Below are 24,230 nucleotides of genomic sequence, written 5' to 3'. Positions count from 1 at the left end.
TTCGGTCTCGATCCCGGTCCCGGCGGCCCCGGGACCGGTTCGGCGGGGCAGGTACTGGCCCGTGCGCACCTGATCACCGTCGAGCAGTTCTCCGACGTCGTCGCCCAGGAGATGGGCCGCGCCCCGGGCACCGGCCCCGCGGCGGACCTCGACCTCACGGAGGTGCTGGCGACGGGCCGGGCCCGGCTGGGCGCGGGGCGCTACGAGACGCTCGTCCACCCCGGTGACCGCGGTGGCGTGCCGGTGCTGACGTTCACGGCGCCCTGGGGCGTACGGGATGTCGCGGCCAACCCGCCCTCCGCCGCCTATCTCGCGCACCTGGCGGGCGGATTGGTGGAGGCGGGCGCCGGTGACGCGCAGGCCGTCGCGCGGTATCTGGCGCGGTGGCCGGGGGCCGCCGGGCACTGGCGCGCGGCGGAGATCGCCGCGTTGGTGCCGCGTCGGCTCAGTTGAACCGGATCGAGACGATCTTGTTGTCGAAGCCGATGGTGGACAGGTCCTTCACGCTGCCGTCGACCACCTTCGACGTACCCGTGCAGTTGGCCTCCGTCCACAGCTTGAGCGTGCCGTCCGTCTGGAGCGAGGAGGCTACGCCGACGCGTGACACGTTCTGGCAGCCCGTGCCGGAGACGCCCTGGGAGCCGTTGTCGGCGAAGTTCTTGTCGTCGAACAGCACGGCGTTGGTGGCCGGCCTGACCGCGCCCGCGCCCGCACCCGCGCCGTCGCCGGAGGCGGTGCCGCCGCCGTTCACGCCCGTACCGCCCGAGGCGCTGCCCGTGGAGGACGTACCGCCGGTCGCGGTACCGGCCGCCGCCTTGCCGCCGTCGGGAGTCACGCCGAACCACGTGTTGCCGACACCCTGGCCGTTCGTCTGGCCCGCCTTCAGGTCCTTGCTGAAGCGGTAGACCGGCCAGCCGCCGATCGTCAGCTGCATCGAGCCGTCGTCGCGCTTGACCGCGCCCACGTTCTTCATGTCGACACCGTCGAGGAACAGCTTTCCGCTCGGGTCGACGATGACCGGCGGCCAGGTCGCCGCGCAGTCGCCGGCGCAGTTCGACTTCGACGGGTCCGCGGTGTCCTTGTCGAAGCGGTACAGCGTGAAGCCGGCGCCGTTGACGACCACCGGATCGAGGTCGCCCGCCTTCGTCGCGGACAGTTCCGTCCACGCCTCCCCGGCCTGCGTGGTCTGCTGTCCCGCCGGATTCGCCAAGTCGCCGGTACCGGCGGGGGCGTTGTTCTGCTGGGCGGTCCCGGGAACGACCTGAAGGCTCTGCGCGGGAGCCTGCAGTGCCACGCCCACCCCCGCCGCCGACGCCGCCACGGAGGGGGCCGCGGCGCCCGCCGCGGGGGACGAGGCGGTGGACGCGGCCGGTGCCGCGCCGGTCGTCGTGGAACTGCACGCGGTCAGGGTCAGGGCCCCCGCGGCCACTGCCGACGCGACAGCGAGCATGCCCATGCGCTTTCGGAACATCAGGTAACTCCTCGAAAGTGAACCCAGTTGCTCCGACCGTGCGGAGCCTCTCGCTCTACACACGGAGCAGGGGCTCACACTTCTCGACACGTTACGTATCGGAGACGCAACGCACACACTCTCCGGACAGGTGCCGCCGGCGCCGGGCCCGACCCGCACGGGCTCGGCGCGGTACCCGGCAGGGGATTCGGCGGGGACTTCGGCAGGGACTTCGGCGGGGACTTCGGCACCGGGTACGACGCGGAGTCGCCCCACGGTTCGCCGCCGGAACGACGCGGGGCTCACCACGCGGTTCGGCACCGGCTCCGCCGCGTCGCCCGGGTCCGGCCGCGACGGGAGTTATCCACAGGCTGGGGGCGGAGCCGCCACGGTGTCGGGCGGCGGGCGCAGAATGTAGTCATGACTGAGATCACCGACTCCACCAGTTCCCCGTCGGCCGCGCTGCCCGACTGGGAGAAGCGCTTCAGGGCGCCTCGGGTCTCCCTGCCCGACTGGGCGGAGGACGCGCCGGACAAGGCGCTGTTCGTATCGAATGCGACGGGGACGTACGAGCTGTACGCGTGGGACCGCGCGACGGGCGCGCAGCGCCAGGCGACCGACCGGCCCAACGGGACGACGGACGGCGTGCTGACGCCCGACGGCACCTCGATCTGGTGGTTCTCGGACACGGACGGCGACGAGTTCGGGGTGTGGATGCGGCAGCCGTTCGGCGGGCGGCCCGACGGCGCGGCGGACGAGCCCGCGGTGGCGGGCCTCGCGCCGTCGTTCCCGGCGGGGCTCGCTCTCGGCCGGGGCGGGCTCGCGGTCGTGGGCCGGTCCACCGACGAGGACGGGACGACGATCCACGTCGTCGCGGAGCCGGGCCGGGCGCCGGTCGAGATCTACCGGCACCGTGAGTCGGCGGGCGTCGGCGACCTGTCGTACGACGGTGACCTGCTCGCGATCGAGCACACCGAGCACGGGGACGCGATGCACTCGGCCCTGCGGGTGGTGCGGCTCGACGGGACACCGGTCGCCGAGCTGGACGACACCGAGGGCGGTACGCGCGAGCTGGGCCTTGAGGTGCTGGGCTTCTCCCCGGTCGCGGGCGACAGCAGGCTGCTCGTCGGGCACCAGCGGCGCGGCCGGTGGGAGCCGATGGTGTGGAATCCGCTGACGGGTGAGGAGAGCGACCTCGCGATCGAGCTGCCGGGCGACCTCGGTGCCGAGTGGTACCCGGACGGTTCGGGCCTCCTGGTGGAGCACAGCTTCGAGGCGCGCAGCGAGCTCTGGCGGTACGACATGGCCAAGCGCGCGCTGGTGCGGGTCGACACACCGGCCGGTTCGGTCTCGGGCGCGACGGCGCGGCCGGACGGAAGCGTGGAGTACCTGTGGTCGTCGGCCGCGAAGCCGCCGTCGGTGCGCTCCACGGCGGGCGGCACGGTGCTGGACGCGCCGGGATACACGGCACCGGAGTCCGTGCCGGTCGAGGACGCGTGGGTGGAGGGGCCCGGTGGCCGGATCCACGCCCTGGTGCAGCGCCCCGCGGGGGCGTCGGGCCCGCTGCCGACGGTGTTCGAGATCCATGGCGGCCCGACGTGGCACGACAGTGACGCGTTCGCGGCGGGACCCGCCGCGTGGGTGGACCACGGGTTCGCGGTGGTGCGGGTCAACTACCGCGGTTCGACGGGGTACGGGCGCGACTGGACGGACGCGCTGAAGCACCGCGTGGGACTCATCGAGCTGGAGGACATCGCGGCGGTACGGGAGTGGGCGGTCTCTTCCGGGCTCGCGGACCCGGCCCGGCTGGTGCTGGCGGGCGGCTCGTGGGGCGGCTACCTCACGCTGCTGGGCCTCGGCACCCAGCCCGACGCGTGGGCGGTGGGGCTGGCGGCGGTGCCCGTCGCGGACTACGTGACGGCGTACCACGACGAGATGGAGGCGCTGAAGGCGATGGACCGCACGCTGCTCGGCGGGACACCGGAAGAGGTCCCCGAGCGTTTCGAGGCGTCGTCGCCGCTGACGTATGTCGACGCGGTGCGGGCGCCGGTCTACATCTCGGCGGGGGTCAACGATCCGCGCTGCCCGATCCAGCAGGTGGAGAACTACGTGGACCGCCTCGCGGCCAGGAGCGCGGTGCACGAGGTGTACCGGTACGACGCGGGGCACGGCTCCCTGGTGGTCGAGGAGCGCATCAAGCAGGTCCGGCTGGAGCTGGAGTTCGCGAGCAAGTACGTGGCCGGCTGAGAGCCGCCGGGCGCCGTGCCCGCCTGCCGCCCGCCCCGGCCCGCCGCCCCGTGGGGGCGCGGGCCGGAGGCGGCGGGGCGCTACGCGGCCACTTCGATGCCCAGGGCCCGGTCCCGTTCCGCCTCCCCCTCGCGGCGGACCAGGCGGAACCACATGTAGATGACGAAGCCCGCGAAGACGAACCACTCACCGGTGTAGCCGAGGTTCTGGAAGGCCTTGAGGTCGAGGCCCGTGTTGTCGGGGGCCACCGCCGGGACGGGCAGCAGGCCACCGGTGCCCTTGTCGACGGTCACCCAGGCGTCGTAGACGCCGTACGGCACGATGTTGACGAGCGACGCGGCGCTGATCATGCCGACCTCGCCCTGCGGCAGGCCACCGTTGCTGATGACGCCGTCGCTGTCCGTGGTCTCGGACGGCTGGAGCGCCCCGACGACGTGCACCTCGCCGGCGGGCGCGGCCGGTGCCTTCCTGCCCTCGGGGAGCCAGCCGCGTACGACCGGCAGGGCCCTGCCGTCGTCCGTGCGCAGCATGGTGAGCACGTAGGAGCCCGTCCGGCCGTCGAGTTCGCGCTCGGGCACGGTGAACTGCTCCCCGTAGTGCCCGCTGGCCTCGGCCTGCCGTCCCGAGCTCTGCTGTGTGACGGGGAGGAGCGTGCCCAGTGGCGCGGCGGGCTCCTTCGCCGGATCCGGCCGGTGGTCCGCGGCGCGTTGCGCGTCGACCCGGCCCTCGAAACGGCTCAGCTGCCAGATCCCCATGAACACGCAGACGGGGATCGCCAGCAGGGCGAAGACATTGATCCCCATCCATCGGGGCGTCAGCAGAAACCGGTACACCCCACCACGGTACGAAACCCGCCTGTGCCCGGATGCTTCGGGTACCCGGACTGTCCGGATTCCGACGTCGGCGCGGGTACCGGGAGGCGCGGCACCGGCAGCCACGGCATGCGGCGCCGGGGACGAAGCGGGGGGGAACAGGGAGAGAGACAGCGAACCAGCGCCGCGCCCCGGTGTGTCTCCGCTGTGTCTGAGTCTCCCGCGCCCTCGGGACACCCCGGGCTGCCCGCAGGCGCCCCGGGACACCCACCGGAGGATTCGGGACGCCCGCACCTGCGGGACCGGGGCACCCGCACCCCCTCCAGGCCTCACGCCCCGGGCTCCGGGCTTCTGGCCCCTGGCCCCTGGCCCCTGGCCTCAGGCCTCAGGCCGCGGGGGCGTCCACCGGGCCCGTCTTGTAGATCGTTCCCGCGCACGCGTTCGTGATCGTGGTCTCGGCCTTCGCCACCCCGGCCTCCGGGGTGTGCGAGACGGACACGCTTCCGTCCTCCGTACCGCCGCCCGAGCCGACGCCGTCCTCGACCAGTTGGGTGGTGAGGCCGGTGGACGCGCCCGTACCGGAAGCCGCCACGTCCGTGCCGACGCCGGAAGCCGTGCCCGGAACGGCGCCGCTGTCGCTCCCGGGGCTGCCGCCCGACGACGGGTTGCCCGGGGTGTCGCCGCCCGGCGGCGTCGGGTCCCCGGAACCGCCCTCCGTCTTGGTGGGACAGGTCGCGGAGGGTACGAACGCGAACTGCACCTCGTACGCGGTGGCCGGCGCCAGCGCCACGGCCGCGCTGCCCTCGGACGTGTCCGGCAGCTGCGTCGCGGGGTCGCCCGCCGTGTGCTGGACCACGCTGATCCTCATCGGGTCGGCGGCGCCCGTCGCCACGAAGCCCAACGTGTCGCTGCCGGTCACGGTGCACTCGGTGGCGGAGACGTTCGAGACGTGGAAGCTGCCGTACACCGTGCCGTTCGCGGTCGGCGCGCTCTTGGAGGCCGTGACCCCCAGCTGGCCCGCCGTGCAGACCGGCAGCATCACGGCGAAGGTACTCCCCGGCGAGGAGGCGGGGCCGGAACCGGCGCTGCCGCCGGGGCCGGTGCCACTGGCCCCGGGGTCCTCGCGGTGCGGCTTCGGTGTCTGCCCCGCCGTGACACCGCCCGGCCTCGGCGAGCCCGGCTCGCCCCCCTCCCGGCCGGGCGCGTCGCCGGAGCGGCCGCCGTCGGGCCAGGTGCCCGTCGACTCGCTCTCGCTGCCCCCGGCCCTGACCGTACGGTGGCCCGACGCGTCGGACACTCCCGCGACGTGCAGGAACGCGGGCACGGCCGTGCCGAAGAGGAGTGCGGCGGCTGCCGCGCCCACCAGGGCCTGCCGCTTGCGCGCCCGGCGCGCGGGGATCGCCGTGCGCAGGTGATCGAGTGTGCCGCCGGACGGCTCCATCCCCTCGACCGCCGTGTGCAGCATGCGCCTGAGGGCGAGTTCGTCCAACGGCGTGTCGCCCGCGGCCGGTTCGTGCGCGGATTCGTGCGGGGGTTCGTGACGCGACGCGGGGCGCGGCTCATGGCGGGACCCGCCGCGCGAGGCGTCACCCGGCACGCTGTCCGGCGCGTCACGCGAGGGGTCGACCGGCATGCCGTCCGCCTCGCTGTCCTGCGCGTCTGGCGGCGTGCCGTCGGTCTCGCCGTCACGCGCGTCACGCGCGTCGTCGCGTCGCTCACCGCGCTGTTCCTCCGCCGTGGCTTCCGCCCGCGCGGGGAGAGCGGGCGGAGTGCCCGTACCGCCGGCTGTCGCCTCGTTCGCCGTGCCGCTCGTGTGCGGGGCGTCCGCACCGGCGTCCCCGGCTCGCCCGGCGTCTTCGGCGCCTCGGGCAGCTCGGGCGTTCGGCTCGTTCTCCGGCGCGTTGTTCACTGTCCCGTTCCCAGTCGCTTCGTCCGGCGGTACATCCCTGTCGCCGGTCCGCCGCCCGTTCCCCGCAGGCCCGTCATGAGGTGGCCTCCATGACCACTCTGAGCGCCGCGATACCGCGGGAGCCGTACGCCTTCACGGACCCGAGGGATATCCCGAGCGTCTCCGCCACCTGCGCCTCGGTCATGTCCGCGAAGTATCGCAGGACGAGCACCTCGCGCTGTCGCCGCTGCAGCCCGCGCATCGCCTTGATCAGCGCGTCGCGTTCCAGCTGGTCGTAGGCGCCCTCCTCGGCGCTGGCCATGTCGGGCATCGGCTTCGAGAGGAGCTTGAGGCCCAGGATGCGCCGGCGCAGGGCCGAACGCGAGAGGTTGACGACGGTCTGCCGCAGGTACGCGAGCGTCTTCTCGGGCTCCCGTACGCGGCTGCGCGCCGAATGGACCCGGATGAACGCCTCCTGGACGACGTCCTCGCAGGACGCGGTGTCGTCGAGGAGCAGCGCGGCGAGACCGAGCAGTGAGCGGTAGTGCTTCTGGTACGTCTCGGTGAGGTGATCGACGGTGGTGCCCACGGCCATGGTCTCGTCAGCACCCGCGTCCGTGCGGCCGGTTGCGGACGAGATCGCCGGGACGACCGGGGTCGCCGGGGCGCCGGCGGGGCGCGCCCGGCCACGGCCCGGCTGCTGCGGGAGCGCTGTCGGCTGTACGGACATGGGCGGCACAGCCGACGGCCCGGCCGCCGGCACGGGAGCGATCACCGGCATACCGCCGCCGGTCGCCGCGGCCCTCGGCCTGCGCCCAGGGCGCGTCGCCACGCCTCTGAGCGGACCGATCGCCGGGAATTCGAGTACCTCTGCCACGCCTGTTGGACACACTGCCCCCCGGCAGGGTTGTACGCGCATGCCGTTGCTTCTGACGATGCACCACTTGCACCCATGCGTCCCCGCTCTCCCCCAATGCCCCAGTTCTGGCCTTCACCTGACAAGGGTGACGGTGTAGACGTCCCGGGAAAGGCCGGCGGTTGCAGGGCTTGCGCAGAAGGTCGGATCTGCATACTCCGGCACGACGATGCCCCAGTTCAAGAGGTACAGACCCTTGGATTACTCACGGGACGTTCACAAGTTGGACACGCAGTTTCGCTTACTTACGGGTCCTTGTCGCGATGACAGGGGCGACTTGTCCGCGACCGTCGTGATGAGCCCCTTACGTCCATGCGCCGACGCGCTCACGCCCCATGGCCCCGACCGCGACAGTCCGGCGGGCCGGCGGTCCGGCGGTCAACAGGGCCGGCGGTCAACACGGCCGGAACCGGGAGGGGACGGGACGCGGGGTGAGGCGGGACGGGGTCGGTGGCGCGGGCGAGGTGCCCCGGGGCGCGGTGAGGCGCAGCAGGGTGAGGCGCAGCAGGGTGAAGTGCGACGGGCGCGGTCAGGCACGGCGGGGTGAGGTGGCGCGGGACGCTGCGGGTGCGTCCCGTCGGTCGGCCGACGCTCAGTCGCGCCGCTCCGCCGCCACCGCCTCCGCGATCTGCGCGCTGTTGAGCGCCGCGCCCTTGCGGAGGTTGTCGCCGCAGACGAACAGTTCGAGGCCGCACGGATCGTCGAGCGAGCGCCGCACGCGGCCCACCCAGGCCGGGTCGGTGCCGACGACGTCCGCGGGGGTCGGGAAGTCACCGGCCCCGGGGTTGTCGAAGAGCACGACGCCCGGCGCCGTGGCCAGCGTCTCGTGCGCGCGCTCGACGCTGATCTCCTGCTCGAACCGCGCGTGGACCGACACCGAGTGGGCCGTCACGACCGGCACCCGTACGCAGGTCGCCGTCACCGGCAGGTCGGGGAGACCCAGGATCTTGCGGGTCTCGTCGCGGATCCCCATCTCCTCCGACGACCAGCCGTCCTCGCGCAGCGCGCCCGACCACGGCACCACGTTGAGCGCAAGCGGCGCGGGGAACGGGCCCGTCGCGTCGCCGACCGCCCGCCGTACGTCGCCGGGGTGCGTACCCAGTTTGGTGTGCGCGACGAGCGACATCTGCTGGCGGAGCGCGGCGACGCCCTCCTGCCCCATCGAACTGACGGCCTCGTACGAGGACACGACCAGTTCGCGCAGCCCGAACTCGGCGTGCAGGGCGCCGACGGCGACGATCAGCGACAACGTCGTGCAGCCGGGGCTCGCGACGATGCCGCGCGGCCGCATGCGTGCGGCGTGCGGATTGACCTCGGGCACCACGAGCGGCACCTCAGGGTCGGCGCGGAAGGCGCCGGAGGCGTCCACCACCACCGTGCCGCCCGCCGCCGCGACGGGTGCCCACCGGGCGGACACCTCGTCCGGTACGAGGAAGACCGCGACGTCCACGCCGTGCAGCGATTCCTCGGTGAGCGCGACGACCTCGGTCTCGACCCCGCGCACGGAGAGCTTGGTGCCTTCCGTGCGCGGGGACGCGATCAGCCTGATGTCGCCCCAGACGTCCGCGTGCTGGGACAGGATCTGGAGCATCACGGCGCCGGCGGACCCGGTCGCACCGATGACCGCGAGTGTCGGCCTCCCGGTCGCCGGGCTCCCGGTCATCGGCGGGTGCCTCTGCCGGTCATCGGCCGGTGCCTCCGTACACGACCGCCTCGTCCGACTCGCTGTCGAGACCGAACGCGGAGTGCACGGCACGGACCGCCTGCTCGACCTCGTCGGCGCGCGTGACGACCGAGATGCGGATCTCGGAGGTCGAGATGAGCTCGATGTTGACCCCCGCGTCCGAGAGCGCCTCGAAGAAGCCGGCGGTCACGCCCGGGTTGGTCTTCATGCCGGCGCCGACCAGGGAGATCTTCGCGATCTGGTCGTCGTAGCGCAGCGAGTCGAACTCGACGACCGCCCTGGTCTTCTCCAGTGCGTCGATCGCCTTGCGGCCCTCGGCCTTCGGGAGGGTGAAGGAGATGTCCGTCAGACCCGTCGAGGCGGCCGACACGTTCTGCACGACCATGTCGATGTTGATCTGGTTGTCGGCGATGGCCCTGAAGATCTTCGCGGCCTCGCCGGGCTTGTCGGGGACCCCGACGACCGTGATCTTCGCCTCGGAGGTGTCGTGGGCGACACCGGAGATGATGGCCTGCTCCACCGTGCGCTCCCCTGGGGACTCGTTGCTGACCCATGTGCCCTGGAGTCCGGAGAAGGACGAGCGGACGTGGATCGGGATGTTGTATCGGCGCGCGTACTCGACGCAGCGGTGCAGCAGCACCTTGGAACCGGAGCTGGCCAGTTCCAGCATGTCCTCGAAGGAGATCCGGTCGATCTTCCTGGCCTTCTTCACCACGCGCGGGTCGGCGGTGAACACGCCGTCGACGTCCGTGTAGATCTCACAGACCTCGGCGTTCAGCGCCGCCGCGAGAGCGACCGCGGTGGTGTCGGAACCGCCGCGGCCCAGCGTGGTGATGTCCTTCTTCTCCTGGGACACCCCCTGGAAGCCGGCGACGATCGCGATGTTGCCCTCGTCCAGCGCCGTACGGATACGGCCCGGCGTGACATCGATGATGCGCGCTTTGTTGTGGACGGAGTCGGTGATGACGCCCGCCTGGCTGCCGGTGAACGACTGGGCCTCGTGGCCCAGGTTTTTGATCGCCATGGCCAGCAGTGCCATGGAGATCCGCTCTCCGGCGGTCAGCAGCATGTCGAACTCACGGCCGGACGGGATCGGAGATACCTGTCCGGCGAGATCGATCAACTCATCCGTCGTGTCGCCCATCGCCGACACCACGACGACCACTTGGTGGCCCGTCTTCTTGGCGTCGACGATCCGCTTGGCGACCCGCTTGATGCCCTCGGCATCGGCTACGGAGGAGCCGCCGTACTTCTGCACGACAAGGCCCACGTGCGCTCCTCGATCATTCCGTTGTTGCGGTCGGCTCAGTCTATCGAGCAGCCGCGCGACACTCCGGACATATCACATGTCGAGATGACTCGCTCACGGAGTGACCACGCGAAGTGGGCGTCCCGAGGGTCGCGGCGCTGCTCGGCATGGATGCATGCCCCCGATGGCGCAGGCCACGCGGAAGGTAATCCACTTCACAGGACCTACCCGCTTTGTTCTGCCCCCGCTTGTTCTGCCCCGCGGGCACGTGTCCCCTCACGGCGCGTGCCCCTCGTCCCACGCGCCCCTCACCCCGCGGGTCCTGGCACGGCGCGCGCCCTCACGGCCCCTCACCACGCCGCACAACCCCTGACGCCCCGCCGTCTCCGGCGGGGCGTCAGGGGGTCGAGGCGTCGGGAGCCGAAGCCGGCGGGATCGAAGGCACCGGGGTGCGAAGGCGTTCGGGGTACGAGGGCGGCGGGGCGCGGACGATCAGTCAGGGACGGGCGTCACGCGCCCCGCAGGCCCAGCGGGCCCGCGATCTCCTCGGCCATGACCTGGCCCGCCTCCTCGGCCAGTGCGTCGTCCTCGGCGCTCAGGTCGTCGTCCGTGTCCAGGCCGTCCAGGGCCGGCAGCGGCTGGTTCAGGCGGACGTGCGCCATCAGCGACTGGAGCGCGCGCAGCGTCGCCGAGGCGACCCCGCCCCAGCTGGTGAAGTACGAGAACTGCCACCACCACAGCGCCTCGGTGATCCGGCCCGCGCGGTAGTGCGCCATGCCGTGCCGCAGGTCCGTGACGACACCGGCGATGTCGTCCGAGATCCGCGACGGGACGGGCGCCTTGCGGGGCTCGTACGGGTCGAACACCTCGGAGTACACGTCGATCGGGTCGAGGAGCGCGGCGAACCGTTCCCGCAGCTCGTCCACGTCCGGCTCCGGACCGAGATCCGGCTCGTACCGCTCGTCCGGCAGGATGTCCTCGTGCGCCCCGAGCCGGCCGCCGGCCAGCATCAGCTGCGAGAACTCCAGCAGCAGGAACGGCACGGCACTGTCCGGCTCGTCGCCCTTGGCGACCTCGGTGATCGCGACGATGAAGCTTTCGATCTGGTCGGCGATCTGGACCGAGAAGTCGTCCGGGTCCTGTTGGACGGCGTGCAGCGTTGCGTCAGACATCGAGAAGTCTTCTCCCCTCGAAGGCACGCCCGAGCGTGACCTCGTCGGCGTATTCCAGGTCGCCCCCCACGGGCAGACCACTGGCCAGGCGGGTGACCCTCAGCCCCATCGGCTTGATCATCCGCGCGAGGTACGTCGCCGTCGCCTCGCCCTCCAGGTTCGGGTCGGTCGCGAGGATCAGTTCGCTCACCGCGCCGTCGGCGAGGCGTGCGAGGAGTTCGCGGATCCTGAGGTCATCGGGGCCGACACCCTCGATGGGGCTGATCGCGCCACCGAGCACGTGGTACTTCCCGCGGAACTCACGGGTGCGCTCGACCGCGACGACGTCCTTCGGCTCCTCGACCACACAGATCACCGCCGGGTCGCGGCGCGGGTCCCGGCAGATCCCGCACTGCTCCTGCTGCGCGACATTGCCGCACACCACGCAGAATCTGACCTTGTCCTTGACCTCAAGGAGGGCATGGGCGAGACGGCGCACATCCGTCGGCTCGGCCTGGAGGATGTGGAAGGCGATCCGCTGCGCGCTCTTGGGACCGACGCCCGGCAGTCTGCCCAGCTCGTCGATGAGGTCCTGAACCACGCCTTCGTACAACGGGTGCCTTCCTTCACTTCCTGCGTTCTTGGTACCAGGTGTACCGGCCGACCTTTAAAGGCGAGGTACAGCCTCGCGAACTCCTCGTAAAGCCGACGTCAGAAGTGGCGTCGGAAAACTCGGAGAACCAGCCGTCGCCGGCGGCCGTGCCGCTGCGATCCGGCCGTGCCGCCCGGCTCGACCGTGCCGCTCAGCCCCGGCATACCGCCCGGGCGCCCTCGGCGTGGCCGCTCCGGGAGCGGAGCGGCGTCCCGGACGACGTCAGAACGGCAGACCCGGCATACCGCCGAGGCCCTGCGCGAGCGGACCCAGCTTCTGCTGCTGGAGCTGGTGCGCGTTGTCGTTCGCCGCCTGCACGGCCGCGAGGACGAGGTCCGCGAGCGTCTCCGTGTCGTCGGGATCGACCGCCTTCGGGTCGATGACCAGGGCCTTCAGCTCACCGGAGCCGTTGACCGTGGCCTTGACGAGGCCACCGCCGGCCTGACCTTCGACCTCGGTCGCCGCCAGCTCCTCCTGCGCCTGGGCGAGGTCCTGCTGCATCTTCTGGGCCTGCTGGAGCAGCTCTTGCATGTTCGGCTGACCACCACCGGGAATCACGGTCACTCCTGGCAATTCGACGACAACAATCCTGTGAGGCGAGCCTACGTGCTCTCGGGGCACCTCGCCCCACCCGTTGGGACCAACTCTTTCGGGTGAGGCCGAACGGGTCCCCTACCTGATCACGCGACTCCTGCGGGGGAAATTCCCCGGATCGGGGGCTCCACGCCCTCCGTTCGGCGGTAGGAAAGTGCGACAGGCCACGCGTACGACCCCCGCGTTCCCCGGATGTGCGCCGCATGCGCGCACCAGGACACGCGGGACGACATACGGCACATCCCTCGGGAAGCCGTACGAAACGACGCGAGAGCCCGCGCAGGACCGCACGACATACGTACGAGATCTCGGCGATCACAGCGCCGGGAACGCCGAACCGCTAAGGAGTGCCCCGGTGAGCCAGCCGGAGATGCAGCCCGGAGGGCCAGGCCGGGAGGACGAACTCGCGGACACGGGCGCCGGTGCGCGGCCCGCCGCCGACGGCGGCGCCGGCGGCGCCCCCGAGCACGGGGAGCTGGTGGGCGGGCCCTTCCCGCCCGGCGACTGGGGCGAGCCCGCGCAGCGCCTGGACGAGCTGTACCGGTGGGTCGAGGCGGGCGCGCTGCGCACGGTCCGCTGGTACCTGGCCGACCGGGTACGCCGCAGGCTCGCGGCGCGGGCGCTGCGCGGCGGCACGGCGCTGGGCGCCGTCACGGGCGTCGCGCTGCCGCTGCTCGACCTGGTGGGCAAGGTGCAGGGCGTGGCGAGCTGGGGCTGTCTGGCACTGCTGCTGGGCGGGGCGTGCCTGGCGTGCGACCGCTACTTCGGCGTGACATCGGGCTGGATGCGGCACGTCGCGACCGCGCAGGCGGTGCAGCGACGGCTCCAGACGCTCCAGTTCGACTGGGCCGCCGAGTCCGTGCGCGAGGTGCTGGGCCCCTCGGAGGGCACCGCGAGCGAGGCGGCCGAACGGTGCCTCGGGGTGCTGCGCCGGTTCTGCGAGGACGTCACAGAGCTCGTACGGGCGGAGACGGCGGACTGGATGGTGGAGTTCCGCGGGGGCGTCGGCACCGGCGCGCTGCTGCTCCAGTCGGCGCCGCCCCACCGGGGCGAGGCGCCGCCGCCACCGCGCCCCTTCGTCCCCGGCGCCCGCCCGAACATGCCCCGCCAGCGGCCCCCGGAGCCGCGCTGAGCGGCTTCCGCTGCCGACCGCGCCGCCCTGGCGGCCTCGGACGGCACGTGCTCGGGCCGCACACGCTCGGCCCGCACACGCTCGGGCCGCACACGCTCGGCCCGCACACGCTCGGGCCGCACGTGGGACGCCGCGAGGGGACGCGCCACGCCGAGACCCGGGCGCCGAGACCTGGGCGCCGGGCGCCGGGCGGGAACGCGCGCCGCCGGGCCGGGCCGCGGACCTGCTCATGCCTCCGCCACGAGGCGTACCACCGTCCCCGCCGCCTCCAGCGCCGCGCGCGCCTCGGCCGGCGCCGCGCTGTCCGTCACCACGAGGTCCAGCGCGGCCGCGTCCGCCACGTGCGCGAGGGCCGTGCGTGTCAGTTTGGCGCCCTCGGTCACCGCGATCACCCGCCTCGACGCGCGCATCGCCGCCCGTTTGACGGCCGCCTCGGGCAGGTCATGAGCCGTCAGGCCGTCCGCCGCGGTGAGGCCGCAGCAGCCGATGACCGCGGTGTCGAACCGCAGCGCGGCGAGTGACGCCTCGGCCAGCGGTCCCACCAGGCCGAGTTCGCCCGGACGCGCTTCGCCGCCCGGCAGGAGCAGTGTCAACTGCGCGCCGCCCGCCAGGGCGTTCGCGGTGTGCAGCGACAGCGGCAGCACGGTGAGCCGGCGCGCGCGCAGCGCCCGCGCCACTTCCCGGCAGGTCGTGCCGCCGTCCACGACGACGGCTTCGCCGTCGGCGATCAGAGCGGCGACCTCGGCGGCCAGCCGGCGTTTCGTCGCGACGCCGTCGTCCGACCGCAGCGCGAACGGCGTCTCCTCACCCCGCAGCAGCAGGCTCCGCGCGCCGCCCCGGTACCGCTCCAGCACGCCCTGCCCGGCGAGCGTCTCCAGGTCGCGCCGCACGGTCATCTCGGACGCCGCCGTCAGCTCCGCGAGGTCCGCCACGCTCATCTCGCCCGCCGCCCGCACCGCGTCCGCGATCTGCCTCAACCGGTTCATCATCCCCCTATTGAACATCTTTCCTGTGCGATATAGCCAGTTTCAAACACAATGGATGTGCGATACGTTCACTCCATGTCGAGTATGCCGCGCGTCCTGCGCCTCGCCCGCCTCGCCACGTTCGCCTGCTTCGGACTGAACGGCTTCGTCCTCGGCATGTGGGTGGTCCACATCCCCGTGATCGAGCAGCGCGCGGGGATCGGCCACGCCGTCCTCGGCTGGCTGCTGCTCGTCCTCGGTGGCGGTGCCTTCGCCGGGATGCGGCTCGCGGGGCCGCTCACCGACCGGCTCGGGCCGCGTACGGTCGTGCCGGCCAGTGGCGTCCTGCTCAGCGCCTCGCTCGTGCTGCCGGGCCTCGCCACCGGCCCCTGGGCGCTCGGCCTCGCACTGCTCGTACTGGGCTTCTGCAACGGCTGCCTCGACGTCTCCATGAACACCCACGCCGTACAGGTCGAGCACCGCTACGGCCGGCCGATCCTGTCCGCGTTCCACGCCGTCTTCTCCCTCGGCGGGGTCGCCGCCTCGCTCGTCGGCGCCCGGGTCCTCAGCTGGAACTGGAGCACGCCGGGGACGCTGGCGGGCATGGGTGCCTTCGGCGTGCTGCTCGCGCTGGCGTCGGCACCCGCGCTCCTGCCCCGCGAACCGCACGCCACCGAGTCCGCAACGGACCCGCTGGGCTCCGGGCGGGGCGGGCGCCGCGCCGTCCCGGCGCGCATCTGGGCGCTGGCCGCCCTGGCGTTCATGCTGATGCTCTGCGAGGGCGTAGCCAACGACTGGAGCAGCCTCGACCTGCGGGACGTCCTCGACGCCCCCGCCGCCACGGCCGCGTTCGCGTACGGCGCGTTCTCCACCGCCATGACCGTCGGACGCCTCGTCACCGACCGGGTCGCGGCCCGCTTCGGTGCCGTCGCGATCGTCCGCTGCGGCGCCGGACTCGCCACCCTGGGCCTGGCGGCCGTCGCCGTCACACCGTGGATCCCGCTCGCGCTCGTCGGCTGGGCCGTCTTCGGCCTCGGCCTCTCGGGCTGCGTCCCGCAGCTGTTCAGCGCGGCCGGGCACGCGGACCGCGAGGCCGCGGGCGCGAACGTGTCGCGGGTCGCGGGGCTCGGTTATCTGGGGATGCTCGCCGGGCCGACGGTGATCGGGCCGCTCACCCGGTTCGTCCCGCTGAACGCGGCCCTCGTCGTTCCCGTACTGCTGTGCGCGGCGGCGGCGGTTTCCGCGCGCATCCTCCGGCCCCGTGTGGACCCGGGCCTGACACCGGGTCCACACGGCTCCGCCCAGGACGCCCGCGGCCCCGCCGGCGATTCCGCCGGCGTCGGCTGAAGGAGGCGGGCCGCCGGCCGCGGCCCCGCCCATCGAAGGTCAGCTGCGGACCGGGGGCCCGTCAGGTGCCGGTCGGGAGCCGGTCAGCTGAAGACGATCATGGAGCCCTGACCGAGGCTCTTGGTAGCCGCCGCGTGCAGCCCCAGCCACACGTGCCGCTCCCGCTCGAACAGGCCGTCACCGTACGCGACGGTGCGGGCGGGCTCCTCCAGCGCCGTCGGCCCGCTGGGCGGCACCGGCGGTGCGGGCGGGTTCCTCGGGTCGATGCCGATCGCCGGGGCCACCAGCTGCAGCTCCCGCAGCAGCCCCTGCGCCGAGCCCAGCGGCCCGCCGCCCTCCAGCAACTCGTCGTTGGACAGGGGCGCCGCGAAGTCCACCGGCACGTACGCGCCCGCGTGGTCGAAGTGCCAGACCAGGTGCGACTGCTGGGCCGTGGAGTCGAACATCTCCAGTAGCTGCTCGTAGTCGCTGCCCAGCTCGCCCACGGGGGTCACCGGCAGCCCGCACACCTGGAGCAGGTAGGCGCGTCGCAGGAAGTGCAGGGCGTCGTAGTCGAACCCGGCCACCGGGGCGACGTCCCCCGACAGTCCCGGCATGTAGGCGAACACGGGGACGGGCGGCAGCCCTGCCTCCCCGAGCGCCTTGTCGTAGACGGCGATCTCTTCGGCGAAGGGGTTGTCGGGGCTGTGGCACAGCACGTCGACGAGGGGGACCAACCACAGGTCACAGGCCAAGGGGGGCTCGCTCTCAGGCAGTTCTCGCTCTGGAATCGCCGGACGGTTCACGGACTCACGGGTTCGCGGGTCCACGGGCTTGCGCATACAGGGACTTACGGAGTCACAGGCTTACGGGTCTCCCGGGTTGCGGGCTCACAGCGCTCGGGGCCCGCGGGTCCGTGCGTACCGGACCCGCGGGTCCGGTACGCGGTACGTCACGGGGTGGCTCGGTGGATGGTTCGTCACGTCGGTTCGGATGCACGATCGGTACACGGTTCGGTGCGCGGGCGGTTCGGTGCGCGGGCCCCTCACGGGTCCCGGTGCACGGGCCGCTTCGCGGTCTCGGTGCGCGGCTCTCTTCACGTGTCGGGGCTGCGGCTCCGTGCTGCTCTCTGCTGCTCTGTGCGGTCGTCTGTACGGTCGTCGCGGTCGTGTCCGCACGCGCGCGGACAGCGTCACCGCTCCGCTCCCGGAGGCCGGGCGGAGCCGTGGTCGGGCCAGCGTAATGCGCCCGGCACGCCGCGCGAAGGGTCCGGCACGCACCGGAGTCAGACCGCCGCTTCACCGGGCCTGCCACCCGTCGCGCCGCCTGAGGGGCCGCCCCGTGCCCGGTCCGGTCCGCATCCCACCAGCGTGTCCGCCCACGTCAGTAAATGGGTGTTGTACTGCTCGATGAGCGCCTTGATCGCGGCTGTGTCGCCCGCGGACACGGCGTCCACCACCTCCTCGTGGCCGCTCCACAGCCACCGGTTCGCCTGCGCGTCCTCCCGCAGGAAGGGGACCGCGAACACCCATGCCTTCACCCGCATCCGGTCCAGGAACTCCGACACGTACCGGTTGTCCCCCAGGGCGCTCAGTTCACGCCAGAACCGCAGGTCGTATCCGATCAGTATCGCGACGTCCCCGGCGCGTGCCGCCCGTGCCGCCTCCTGGGCCCTGCGCCGTACGGAGACGAGCATGCGGGCCTGCGGCGACTGCGTGCCCGGCCGGGGGCCGCCGGGCCGTCCGTCGCGGGCCTCGGCGTTCCGTCCCGCGAGCGGGCACTCCCCGCGCTCCGGCAGGGTCCGCTCCAGCTTCCGGAAGACACCGTCCTCCAGCAGCGACCGCGCCTCGACCATGCCCCGGAAGTCGGCGAGCGAGAAGGAGTGCACGCGGAAGCCCTTGTGCTGGTCCGAGTCGAGCAGCCCCTGGGCCGAGAGGTCGACCAGCGCCTCCCGTACGGGGGTGGCGGAGACGCCGTACTGCTCGGCGATCGTCCTGACGGTGAACTCGCGCCCCGGCAGCAGCCTGCCCGCCAGGATCTCGTCACGCAGCGCGTCCGCGATCTGCTGCCGCAACGTGTGCCGGGTCACGGCTGCGCCGTCAGGCATGGTCGGTGTGCTTCCCCTCGTACGGTCGTCGCTCCGCTCGCGGCGGCCCCTGCGGCCACCTCGCGGAAAAGGCTTCCGTCACATTACGACCTGGAGCCCGGGCGGGGCGTCGAAGGGCCGGGAACGCCACGGGAGCGATGGCCGAAAACGGTCATCGCCCCCGAACGCCAGCCCGGCCACCGTCACACAGTGTGCTCATCGGCGATCGCCAGGGCGCTGTCCAGGGCCGCCAGTCCCTCCTTCGCCTCTGCCTCCGTGATGTTGCAGGGCGGCACGGCGTGCGTGCGGTTCATGTTCACGAAGGGCCACAGCCCGTTCTTCTTGCACGCCGCCGCGAACGCGGCCATCGGCGCGTTCGCCTCGCCCGTCGCGTTGTACGGCACCAGCGGCTCGCGCGTCTCCCGGTCCCGTACGAGTTCCAGCGCCCAGAACGCTCCCATGCCGCGCACCTCGCCCACCGAGGGGTGCCGCTCGGCGAGGTCGCGCAGACCCGGTCCGAGGACCGTCTCGCCGAGCCGCGCGGCCTGCTCGACGATCTTCTCCTCGGCCATCACCCCGATGGTCGCGACGGCCGCCGCGCAGGCCAGCGGGTGCCCGGAGTAGGTGAGGCCGCCGGGGAACGGCCGCTTGGCGAAGGTGTCCGCGATCGCGCCGGAGATCGCGACGCCGCCGAGCGGCACGTAGCCGGAGTTGACGCCCTTCGCGAAGGTCAGCAGGTCGGGCACCACGTCGAAGTGCTCCGTCGCGAACCACTTCCCCGTACGGCCGAATCCGGCCATCACCTCGTCCGCGACGAACACGATCCCGTAGCGGTCGCAGATCTCCCGTACGCCCGCGAGGTAGCCGGGCGGGGGCGTCATGATCCCCGCCGTCCCCGGCACGGTCTCCAGGATGATCGCCGCGATCGTCGTCGGGCCCTCGTAGCGGATCGTCGACTCCAGGTGGTCGAGTGCGCGGGCGCACTCCTCCTCCTCGGTCGACGCGTAGAACGGCGAGCGGTACAGGAACGGCGCCCAGAAACGCACGACGCCGGCGGCCCCGCTGTCGTTCGCCCAGCGGCGCGGGTCACCGGTCAGGTTGATCGCGGTCGTCGTGCCGCCGTGGTACGAGCGGTACGCGGACAGCACCTTCGGCCGGCCGGTGTGGAGGCGCGCCATCCGGATCGCGTTCTCGACCGCCTCGGCGCCGCCGTTGGTGAAGAAGATCTTGTCGAGATCACCGGGAGTGCGCTCCGCGATCAGCCGTGCGGCCTCGGAGCGCGCCTCCAGCGCGAAGGCGGGGGCGAAGGTCGTGAGCCGGCCCGCCTGCTCCTGGATAGCCGCGATGACCTTCGGGTGCTGGTAGCCGATGTTCGTGAAGACGAGACCGCTGGCGAAGTCGAGATAGCGGTTGCCGTCGTAGTCCCAGAAGTACGAGCCCTCGGCGCCTGCGACGGCGAGCGGGTCGATCAGTTCCTGCGCGGACCAGGAGTGGAAGACGTGCGCGCGGTCGGCCGCCTTGACGGCGGCACCGGCCTGCGGGTCCGGAGCGGCATGAGGGGTCACAGGGGTCATGACCGCCAGGGTAGGGAGCGGCACGGGCGAACCGGTATCGCCACCTTGTATGGAGTGGACCACTTTCCTGGGCAGGGTGTCGCACGGGCGGGGTTCCGTACGGGAGCGGGTGCCGTACGCGGACGGGTTCCGTACGGGAGCGGGTGCCGTACGCGGACGGGTTCCGTACGGGAGCGGGTGCCGTACGCGGGTGGGTTCCGTACCGGCGGGGCGGCTGTCGTACGGGCGGGCAGGGTGTCGTACGGGCGGGCACGGTGTCGTACGAGCGCTGGGGGCGGATGGCGGAGAGCGGCGTCCCCTGCGAGGCATCCGGGCGTCAGGCGCAGGACTCGCGGGCGCCGGACGCGCGGCGCGGGGATGCCGGCGGCCCCGGATCGGGCGCGGGTACGGCCGGGGCACGCGCGTGCGAGCACCCGAGCAGCCGAAAGGTTTCACCGCGTCGCCACACTTCCCCCGCCGAGAAAGCGCTTTGGTAGGCATGGCAGTCTCCTGCGGGACGGGGGCCCGTGTCCCGCGTCGAACGGGACACGTCATCGGGTAGGGGGAGGACCGCTCGGCCATGGACAAGCTCGCACCAGGGGATCCGCAAAGCATCGGTTCGTACCGGCTGTTGGCGCGGCTGGGCTCCGGCGGACTCGGCCAGGTCTTCCTGGCCCGCTCGGGCGAAGGCCGTACGGTCGCGGTCCGCCTGATCCGGCGCGAACTGGCGGCCCAGCCCGCCTTCCGCGAGAGCCTGCGGCAGGAGGTCACGGCCGCCGGACGGGTCACCGGCGCCTGGACCGTGCCCGTCCTGGACGCCGACATGGACGCGGACCTCCCCTGGGTGGCGGCCGAGTACATCGCCGGCCCCACGCTCCTCGCACTCGTCTCGGGCGGCGGCGCCGGCGGCACCCGGGGCGGCGGGAGAAACGGCGACGGTACGCGCTCAGGACCGCTGCCCCCGCGTTCGGTACGCGTCCTCGCCTCGGGCCTCGCCCACGCCCTCCAGGACATCCACGCGGCGGGCGTGGTCCACCGGGACCTCAAGCCGTCGAACATCCTCATCACCGAGCAGGGCCCCCGCCTCGCGGACTTCGGCATCGCCCGCGCCCTGGACGCCGCGACCGACGGCGGGCAGCGGCTGACCGGCGCCCTCACCGGCTCGCCGGGCTTCATGTCGCCCGAGCAGGTACGGGGGGAGGCCGCGACGCCCGCGGGGGACGTGTTCAGCCTCGGCTCCGTCCTCACGTACGCGGCGACGGGCCGCCTCCCCTTCGGCGCCACGGACAGCAGCGCGCACGCCCTCCAGCTCCGCATCACGCAGGAGGAGCCGGACACGTCGGGTCTGTCGGAGGGTCTCGCCCAGCTCGTCCTGGAGTGCCTGCGCAAGAACCCCGCCGAACGCCCCTCCACGACGGCGATCCTGGGCCGGGTCGGCGTGCCGGAGACGGCCGGGGAGGCGTGGCTCCCGGGCGGGGTGCTGGCCGAGGTCGGGCAGCACACGGTCCGCCTGCCGGCGACGAAGCCCGCGGTTCCGGCTGCCGCGACCACGACGGGCACCGGCACCGCCGTGGCCGCCTCCGCCGCCACCCCGATGACACCGGCCACACGGGCCACACCGGCCGTCCGTACGGGACCCGTCGTGCCTGGCACACCTGCCACACCTGCGACCGCGGCCACAGCGGCCACGCCTGACGCGACGCGCGCTCCGGTCATATCCGCCACCGCCGCGACCCTGAGCCCACGTGTCGCACCTGCCACACCGAGCACACCGGGCACACCGGGCACCGCGAGCGACTCCGACGCGGCGCACGCGACGCAGGAAGCGGCGAGCCCCGGCAACGGCGTGGGCGCCGGCCCCGGGCCTTCCACCACGCGGCTCCGGCCGGTGACGGACGCGGCGGCCGGTGCGGCGGGCCCCGGCCCGTCGACGCAGCGGCTGCGCCCGATCCCCGCCGGGGACCCGCAGGCGATCTCTCCGCTCGCGGAACAGCAACAACGACAGCACCAGTCCCAGCAACCGCAACAGTCCCAGCAGCAGTTCCAGCAACAGGGCCAGGCCTGGCCACCGCTGGGCCCTCAGGCGCAGTCACCGACCTGGCAACCGACCCATCCCCCGGCCCAGCAAGCCGCCCCCACGCCGCAACCCCCACAGCAGGCGCAGCACCAGCAGTACGGCTACCCCCCACAGCAACAGACCCAGCAGACAGAGCAGTTCCCACAGCAACAGCAACAGCAACAGCAACAGCAACAGCAACAGCAACAGCAACAGCAGTACGGCTATCCGCAGCCCGAGACCGGTCACGGCTACGGCTACCCCCCGCAACAGCACTACCAGCAGCCGCAGCCCTACCAGCAGCAGCTCCAACAACAGACCCCTCAACCCCAACAACCCCAACTGCAGCCCCAACCGCAGCCCCAGCCCCAGCCCCAGCCGGGCTACGGCTACCCGCCCCAGCAGGACACCGGCGGAGTCCTGCCTCCACCGCCGGAGCCCGGCCCGTCGCCCTACGCCGCCGCGTACAGCCCCGACCGCGGCGCGGGGCTCGACGACGACCAGGACGGCGACGATGCGGGCGGGCGCAGCAAGCGCGGCACGATCGCGCTGATCGCCGTGGCGCTCGTGGTCGCCATCGGCGCCGGCGGTGCCGTGTACGCGGTCATGAACGGCGGCGGCTCCAAGGACGGCAAGGCCGCCGGCAGCGACAGTTCCAGCGCCGGGAGCCTGCTGGGCGCCCCGCAGCAGGGCGGCTCGTCGCCGTCCGGGAAGTCCTCGCCGTCCGGCTCGCCGTCCACGTCCCCGTCGCCGTCCGCCTCCGCGAAGGGGGATGTGCCGCAGGACTTCGTCGGCACGTGGAGCGGAGGTGTGCAGACGAAGGACGGATTCAGTCCCCGGCAGCTGGTGATCAGACAGGGCAAGGTCGGGGACAGCGTCCTGGTCCTCACGGCCGACGGCGCGGCGAGCGGGAAGGGCGGCTACCACTGCGAGTTCACCGCCTCGCTGACGGCCTCGCCGACCGGGTCGGGCGGCCCGCTCCGGATCGGTCCCTCGTCCGTGTCGGTCGGCAAGCCGATGACGTCGTGCACACCGGGTCCGGCCACCACCTTGACCGTCCAGCCGGACGGCAGCCTGCGCCGGGTGACGACGACTGGTGAATCAGTGACGTACAAGCGTCAGTAACGGCACAGGAGGGCCCGCACCGTGGACGGAACCCGCACCGCACAGGCCGAGACGCTGGCGGCAGGGGCCCTCGACTGGATTCTGCGCGTCGCGCGGGACACACCGGCCATCACAGGAGCGGGAGCCGCGAACGGCCTCGCCTGGACGACCCGTCCCTCCGACGACGAACCGAACCCGATGCTCTACAACGGGACTTCGGGCGTCCTGTTGGCCCTGCTGGAGGGCTGGAGCCACTTCGGGGACGACCGGTACGCCGATGCCGCCGTCCGTGCCGCGCGCGGCCTCGCCGACACCGCCGAGGAGTGGGACTACAGCTCCCTCCACTTCGGCCGGGCGGGCATCGCCGTCGCACTGAACGCCGTCGGGGAGGTACTGGGGGACGCGTCCGCCCGGACGGCCGCCGGCCGTTCACTCGACCTCGTCCGCGCACGCTTCGACGGCACCCGCTGGGGCGATCAGTTCGAGCTGCTGGGCGGCAACGCCGGTATCGCGCTGGGCGCGTTGGCCTGCGGCGACACGGATCTCGCGGTCGCCGCCGCCGAGCCGTATCTCCGTACGGCTCAGGCGACGCGCCACGGTGTCCGGTGGGAGGGGCACCGGGGGCGCGCGTCACGGCTGAACCACATCTCGCACGGCACCCTCGGTGTCGTGTACGCGCTGGCCGCGGTGGGCCGGGCCGCACACCGCACCGACCTGAGCCAACTCGCCCTCGCCGGGGCAGCGGACGTCACGGTGCGCGACGAGGGAGGCCCGGACGGCTTCCTCGTCCCGCACTCCGACCCGCAGGTGAGCGACGAGCGCGTCCAGCGCTTCAGTTACGGCTGGTGCCACGGCCCGACCGGCGACGCCCAGGTCTTCCGGCTGCTGCGCGACACGACCGGCGACCCCGCGTGGGCGTCGCTCGCCGACCGCTGCTGGCACACCGTCACCCGCTCCGGCCTGCCACGACGCCTGCGCCCCGGCTTCTGGGACAACAACGGCCACTGCTGCGGTACGGCGGGTGTGCTGGCGCTCGCCTGCGACCGGGCCGTGGAACAAGGCGACGGCATCGCCTTCGCCGACACCCTCGCCACGGACCTCCTCGCCCGCGCCACGGCCGACGCGGACGGCGTGCGCTGGTCCAACACCGAGCACCGCGCCACCCCCAGCACCCTCGAACCCGAACCCGGCTGGGCCATGGGCAGCGCGGGCATCATCCGCGAACTGCTGCGCTACGCGCGCCTGCGCGGCGGCGGGGACGCCGCGTACGCCCACCCCTGGCCGGACCAGCCGGCGGCGCACCCGCCCACCCGGCCGCGACCGGCACCGGTACGAGGCCCCGACACCAGTCGCTGATCTGTGCGC

Annotated in this window: 18 protein-coding genes; 5 read left to right on the top strand and 13 right to left on the bottom strand. The window is 72.9% G+C overall.

Features of this window, described 5'->3' with window-relative positions:
- Window positions 1–445: 445 nt before the first annotated feature.
- Window positions 446–1,471, bottom strand: a complete 1,026-nt coding sequence (locus OG310_RS19140) for a hypothetical protein (protein ID WP_329457099.1) — start codon at window positions 1,469–1,471, stop codon at window positions 446–448.
- A 399-nt stretch (window positions 1,472–1,870) separates the two neighbouring features.
- On the opposite strand from OG310_RS19140, the gene OG310_RS19135 reads away from it, so the two are divergent.
- A complete protein-coding gene (locus tag OG310_RS19135; protein WP_329457098.1) occupies window positions 1,871–3,697 on the top strand; it encodes a S9 family peptidase in 1,827 nt (608 codons plus the stop codon).
- A gap of 80 nt (window positions 3,698–3,777) precedes the next feature.
- On the opposite strand, the gene OG310_RS19130 is transcribed toward OG310_RS19135, so the two are convergent.
- From OG310_RS19130 to OG310_RS19095, 8 genes are all read right to left on the bottom strand, one after another.
- Complete coding sequence (locus OG310_RS19130; protein ID WP_329457097.1) at window positions 3,778–4,530, bottom strand: SURF1 family protein; 753 nt, start codon at window positions 4,528–4,530, stop codon at window positions 3,778–3,780.
- A 364-nt stretch (window positions 4,531–4,894) separates the two neighbouring features.
- A complete protein-coding gene (locus tag OG310_RS19125) occupies window positions 4,895–6,418 on the bottom strand; it encodes a hypothetical protein (RefSeq protein WP_329457096.1) in 1,524 nt (507 codons plus the stop codon).
- A 73-nt stretch (window positions 6,419–6,491) separates the two neighbouring features.
- Window positions 6,492–7,274, bottom strand: a complete 783-nt coding sequence (locus tag OG310_RS19120; protein WP_443078692.1) for a SigE family RNA polymerase sigma factor — start codon at window positions 7,272–7,274, stop codon at window positions 6,492–6,494.
- 631 nt (window positions 7,275–7,905) lie between these two features.
- A complete protein-coding gene (locus tag OG310_RS19115; protein ID WP_329457094.1) occupies window positions 7,906–8,976 on the bottom strand; it encodes an aspartate-semialdehyde dehydrogenase in 1,071 nt (356 codons plus the stop codon).
- 19 nt (window positions 8,977–8,995) lie between these two features.
- A complete protein-coding gene (locus OG310_RS19110; RefSeq protein ID WP_329457093.1) occupies window positions 8,996–10,267 on the bottom strand; it encodes an aspartate kinase in 1,272 nt (423 codons plus the stop codon).
- A 488-nt stretch (window positions 10,268–10,755) separates the two neighbouring features.
- Window positions 10,756–11,418 carry a DUF5063 domain-containing protein gene (locus OG310_RS19105; RefSeq protein ID WP_329457092.1) on the bottom strand — a complete coding sequence of 221 codons (663 nt, stop codon included), beginning with the start codon at window positions 11,416–11,418 and terminating at the stop codon, window positions 10,756–10,758.
- Complete coding sequence (gene recR, locus OG310_RS19100; protein WP_329457091.1) at window positions 11,411–12,010, bottom strand: recombination mediator RecR; 600 nt, start codon at window positions 12,008–12,010, stop codon at window positions 11,411–11,413. The genes OG310_RS19105 and recR overlap by 8 nt, the downstream gene beginning before the upstream one ends.
- A gap of 261 nt (window positions 12,011–12,271) precedes the next feature.
- A complete protein-coding gene (locus OG310_RS19095; RefSeq protein WP_329460250.1) occupies window positions 12,272–12,607 on the bottom strand; it encodes a YbaB/EbfC family nucleoid-associated protein in 336 nt (111 codons plus the stop codon).
- A gap of 391 nt (window positions 12,608–12,998) precedes the next feature.
- On the opposite strand from OG310_RS19095, the gene OG310_RS19090 reads away from it, so the two are divergent.
- Window positions 12,999–13,775, top strand: a complete 777-nt coding sequence (locus OG310_RS19090; protein ID WP_329457090.1) for an SLATT domain-containing protein — start codon at window positions 12,999–13,001, stop codon at window positions 13,773–13,775.
- A gap of 227 nt (window positions 13,776–14,002) precedes the next feature.
- Here the strand turns inward: OG310_RS19090 and OG310_RS19085 are convergent, their stop codons facing one another.
- On the bottom strand, window positions 14,003–14,764 hold the full coding sequence (locus OG310_RS19085) for a DeoR/GlpR family DNA-binding transcription regulator (RefSeq protein WP_329457089.1): 762 nt from the start codon (window positions 14,762–14,764) through the stop codon (window positions 14,003–14,005).
- An 81-nt stretch (window positions 14,765–14,845) separates the two neighbouring features.
- Between OG310_RS19085 and OG310_RS19080 the strand changes: the two genes are divergently transcribed.
- Complete coding sequence (locus tag OG310_RS19080) at window positions 14,846–16,087, top strand: MFS transporter (RefSeq protein ID WP_329460249.1); 1,242 nt, start codon at window positions 14,846–14,848, stop codon at window positions 16,085–16,087.
- Between the two features lie 83 nt (window positions 16,088–16,170).
- Here the strand turns inward: OG310_RS19080 and OG310_RS19075 are convergent, their stop codons facing one another.
- The 3 genes from OG310_RS19075 to OG310_RS19065 all read right to left on the bottom strand — a co-directional run bounded on the left by OG310_RS19075 (window position 16,171) and on the right by OG310_RS19065 (window position 19,726).
- The gene (locus tag OG310_RS19075; protein ID WP_329457088.1) at window positions 16,171–16,821 is read right to left on the bottom strand and encodes a hypothetical protein; all 651 of its coding nucleotides are present in this window, start codon (window positions 16,819–16,821) and stop codon (window positions 16,171–16,173) included.
- 530 nt (window positions 16,822–17,351) lie between these two features.
- Window positions 17,352–18,173 (bottom strand): GntR family transcriptional regulator, encoded by an 822-nt coding sequence (locus OG310_RS19070; RefSeq protein WP_329457087.1) that lies wholly within the window; start codon window positions 18,171–18,173, stop codon window positions 17,352–17,354.
- 182 nt (window positions 18,174–18,355) lie between these two features.
- Complete coding sequence (locus OG310_RS19065; protein ID WP_329457086.1) at window positions 18,356–19,726, bottom strand: aspartate aminotransferase family protein; 1,371 nt, start codon at window positions 19,724–19,726, stop codon at window positions 18,356–18,358.
- A gap of 559 nt (window positions 19,727–20,285) precedes the next feature.
- Here OG310_RS19065 and OG310_RS19060 point away from each other — a divergent pair.
- Together OG310_RS19060 and OG310_RS19055 are read left to right on the top strand one after the other, a co-directional pair.
- The gene (locus OG310_RS19060; protein ID WP_329457085.1) at window positions 20,286–22,886 is read left to right on the top strand and encodes a serine/threonine-protein kinase; all 2,601 of its coding nucleotides are present in this window, start codon (window positions 20,286–20,288) and stop codon (window positions 22,884–22,886) included.
- Between the two features lie 21 nt (window positions 22,887–22,907).
- Entirely contained in the window at window positions 22,908–24,221 is a 1,314-nt protein-coding gene (locus OG310_RS19055) for a lanthionine synthetase LanC family protein (RefSeq protein WP_329457084.1), read from the top strand.
- Window positions 24,222–24,230 lie beyond the last annotated feature (9 nt).

The sequence above is a fragment of the Streptomyces sp. NBC_01497 genome (genome assembly GCF_036250695.1).
Lineage (GTDB): Bacteria > Actinomycetota > Actinomycetes > Streptomycetales > Streptomycetaceae > Streptomyces.
Note: the sequence above shows the minus strand (reverse complement) of the source record. Positions and strands in the feature narration are given on the sequence as shown.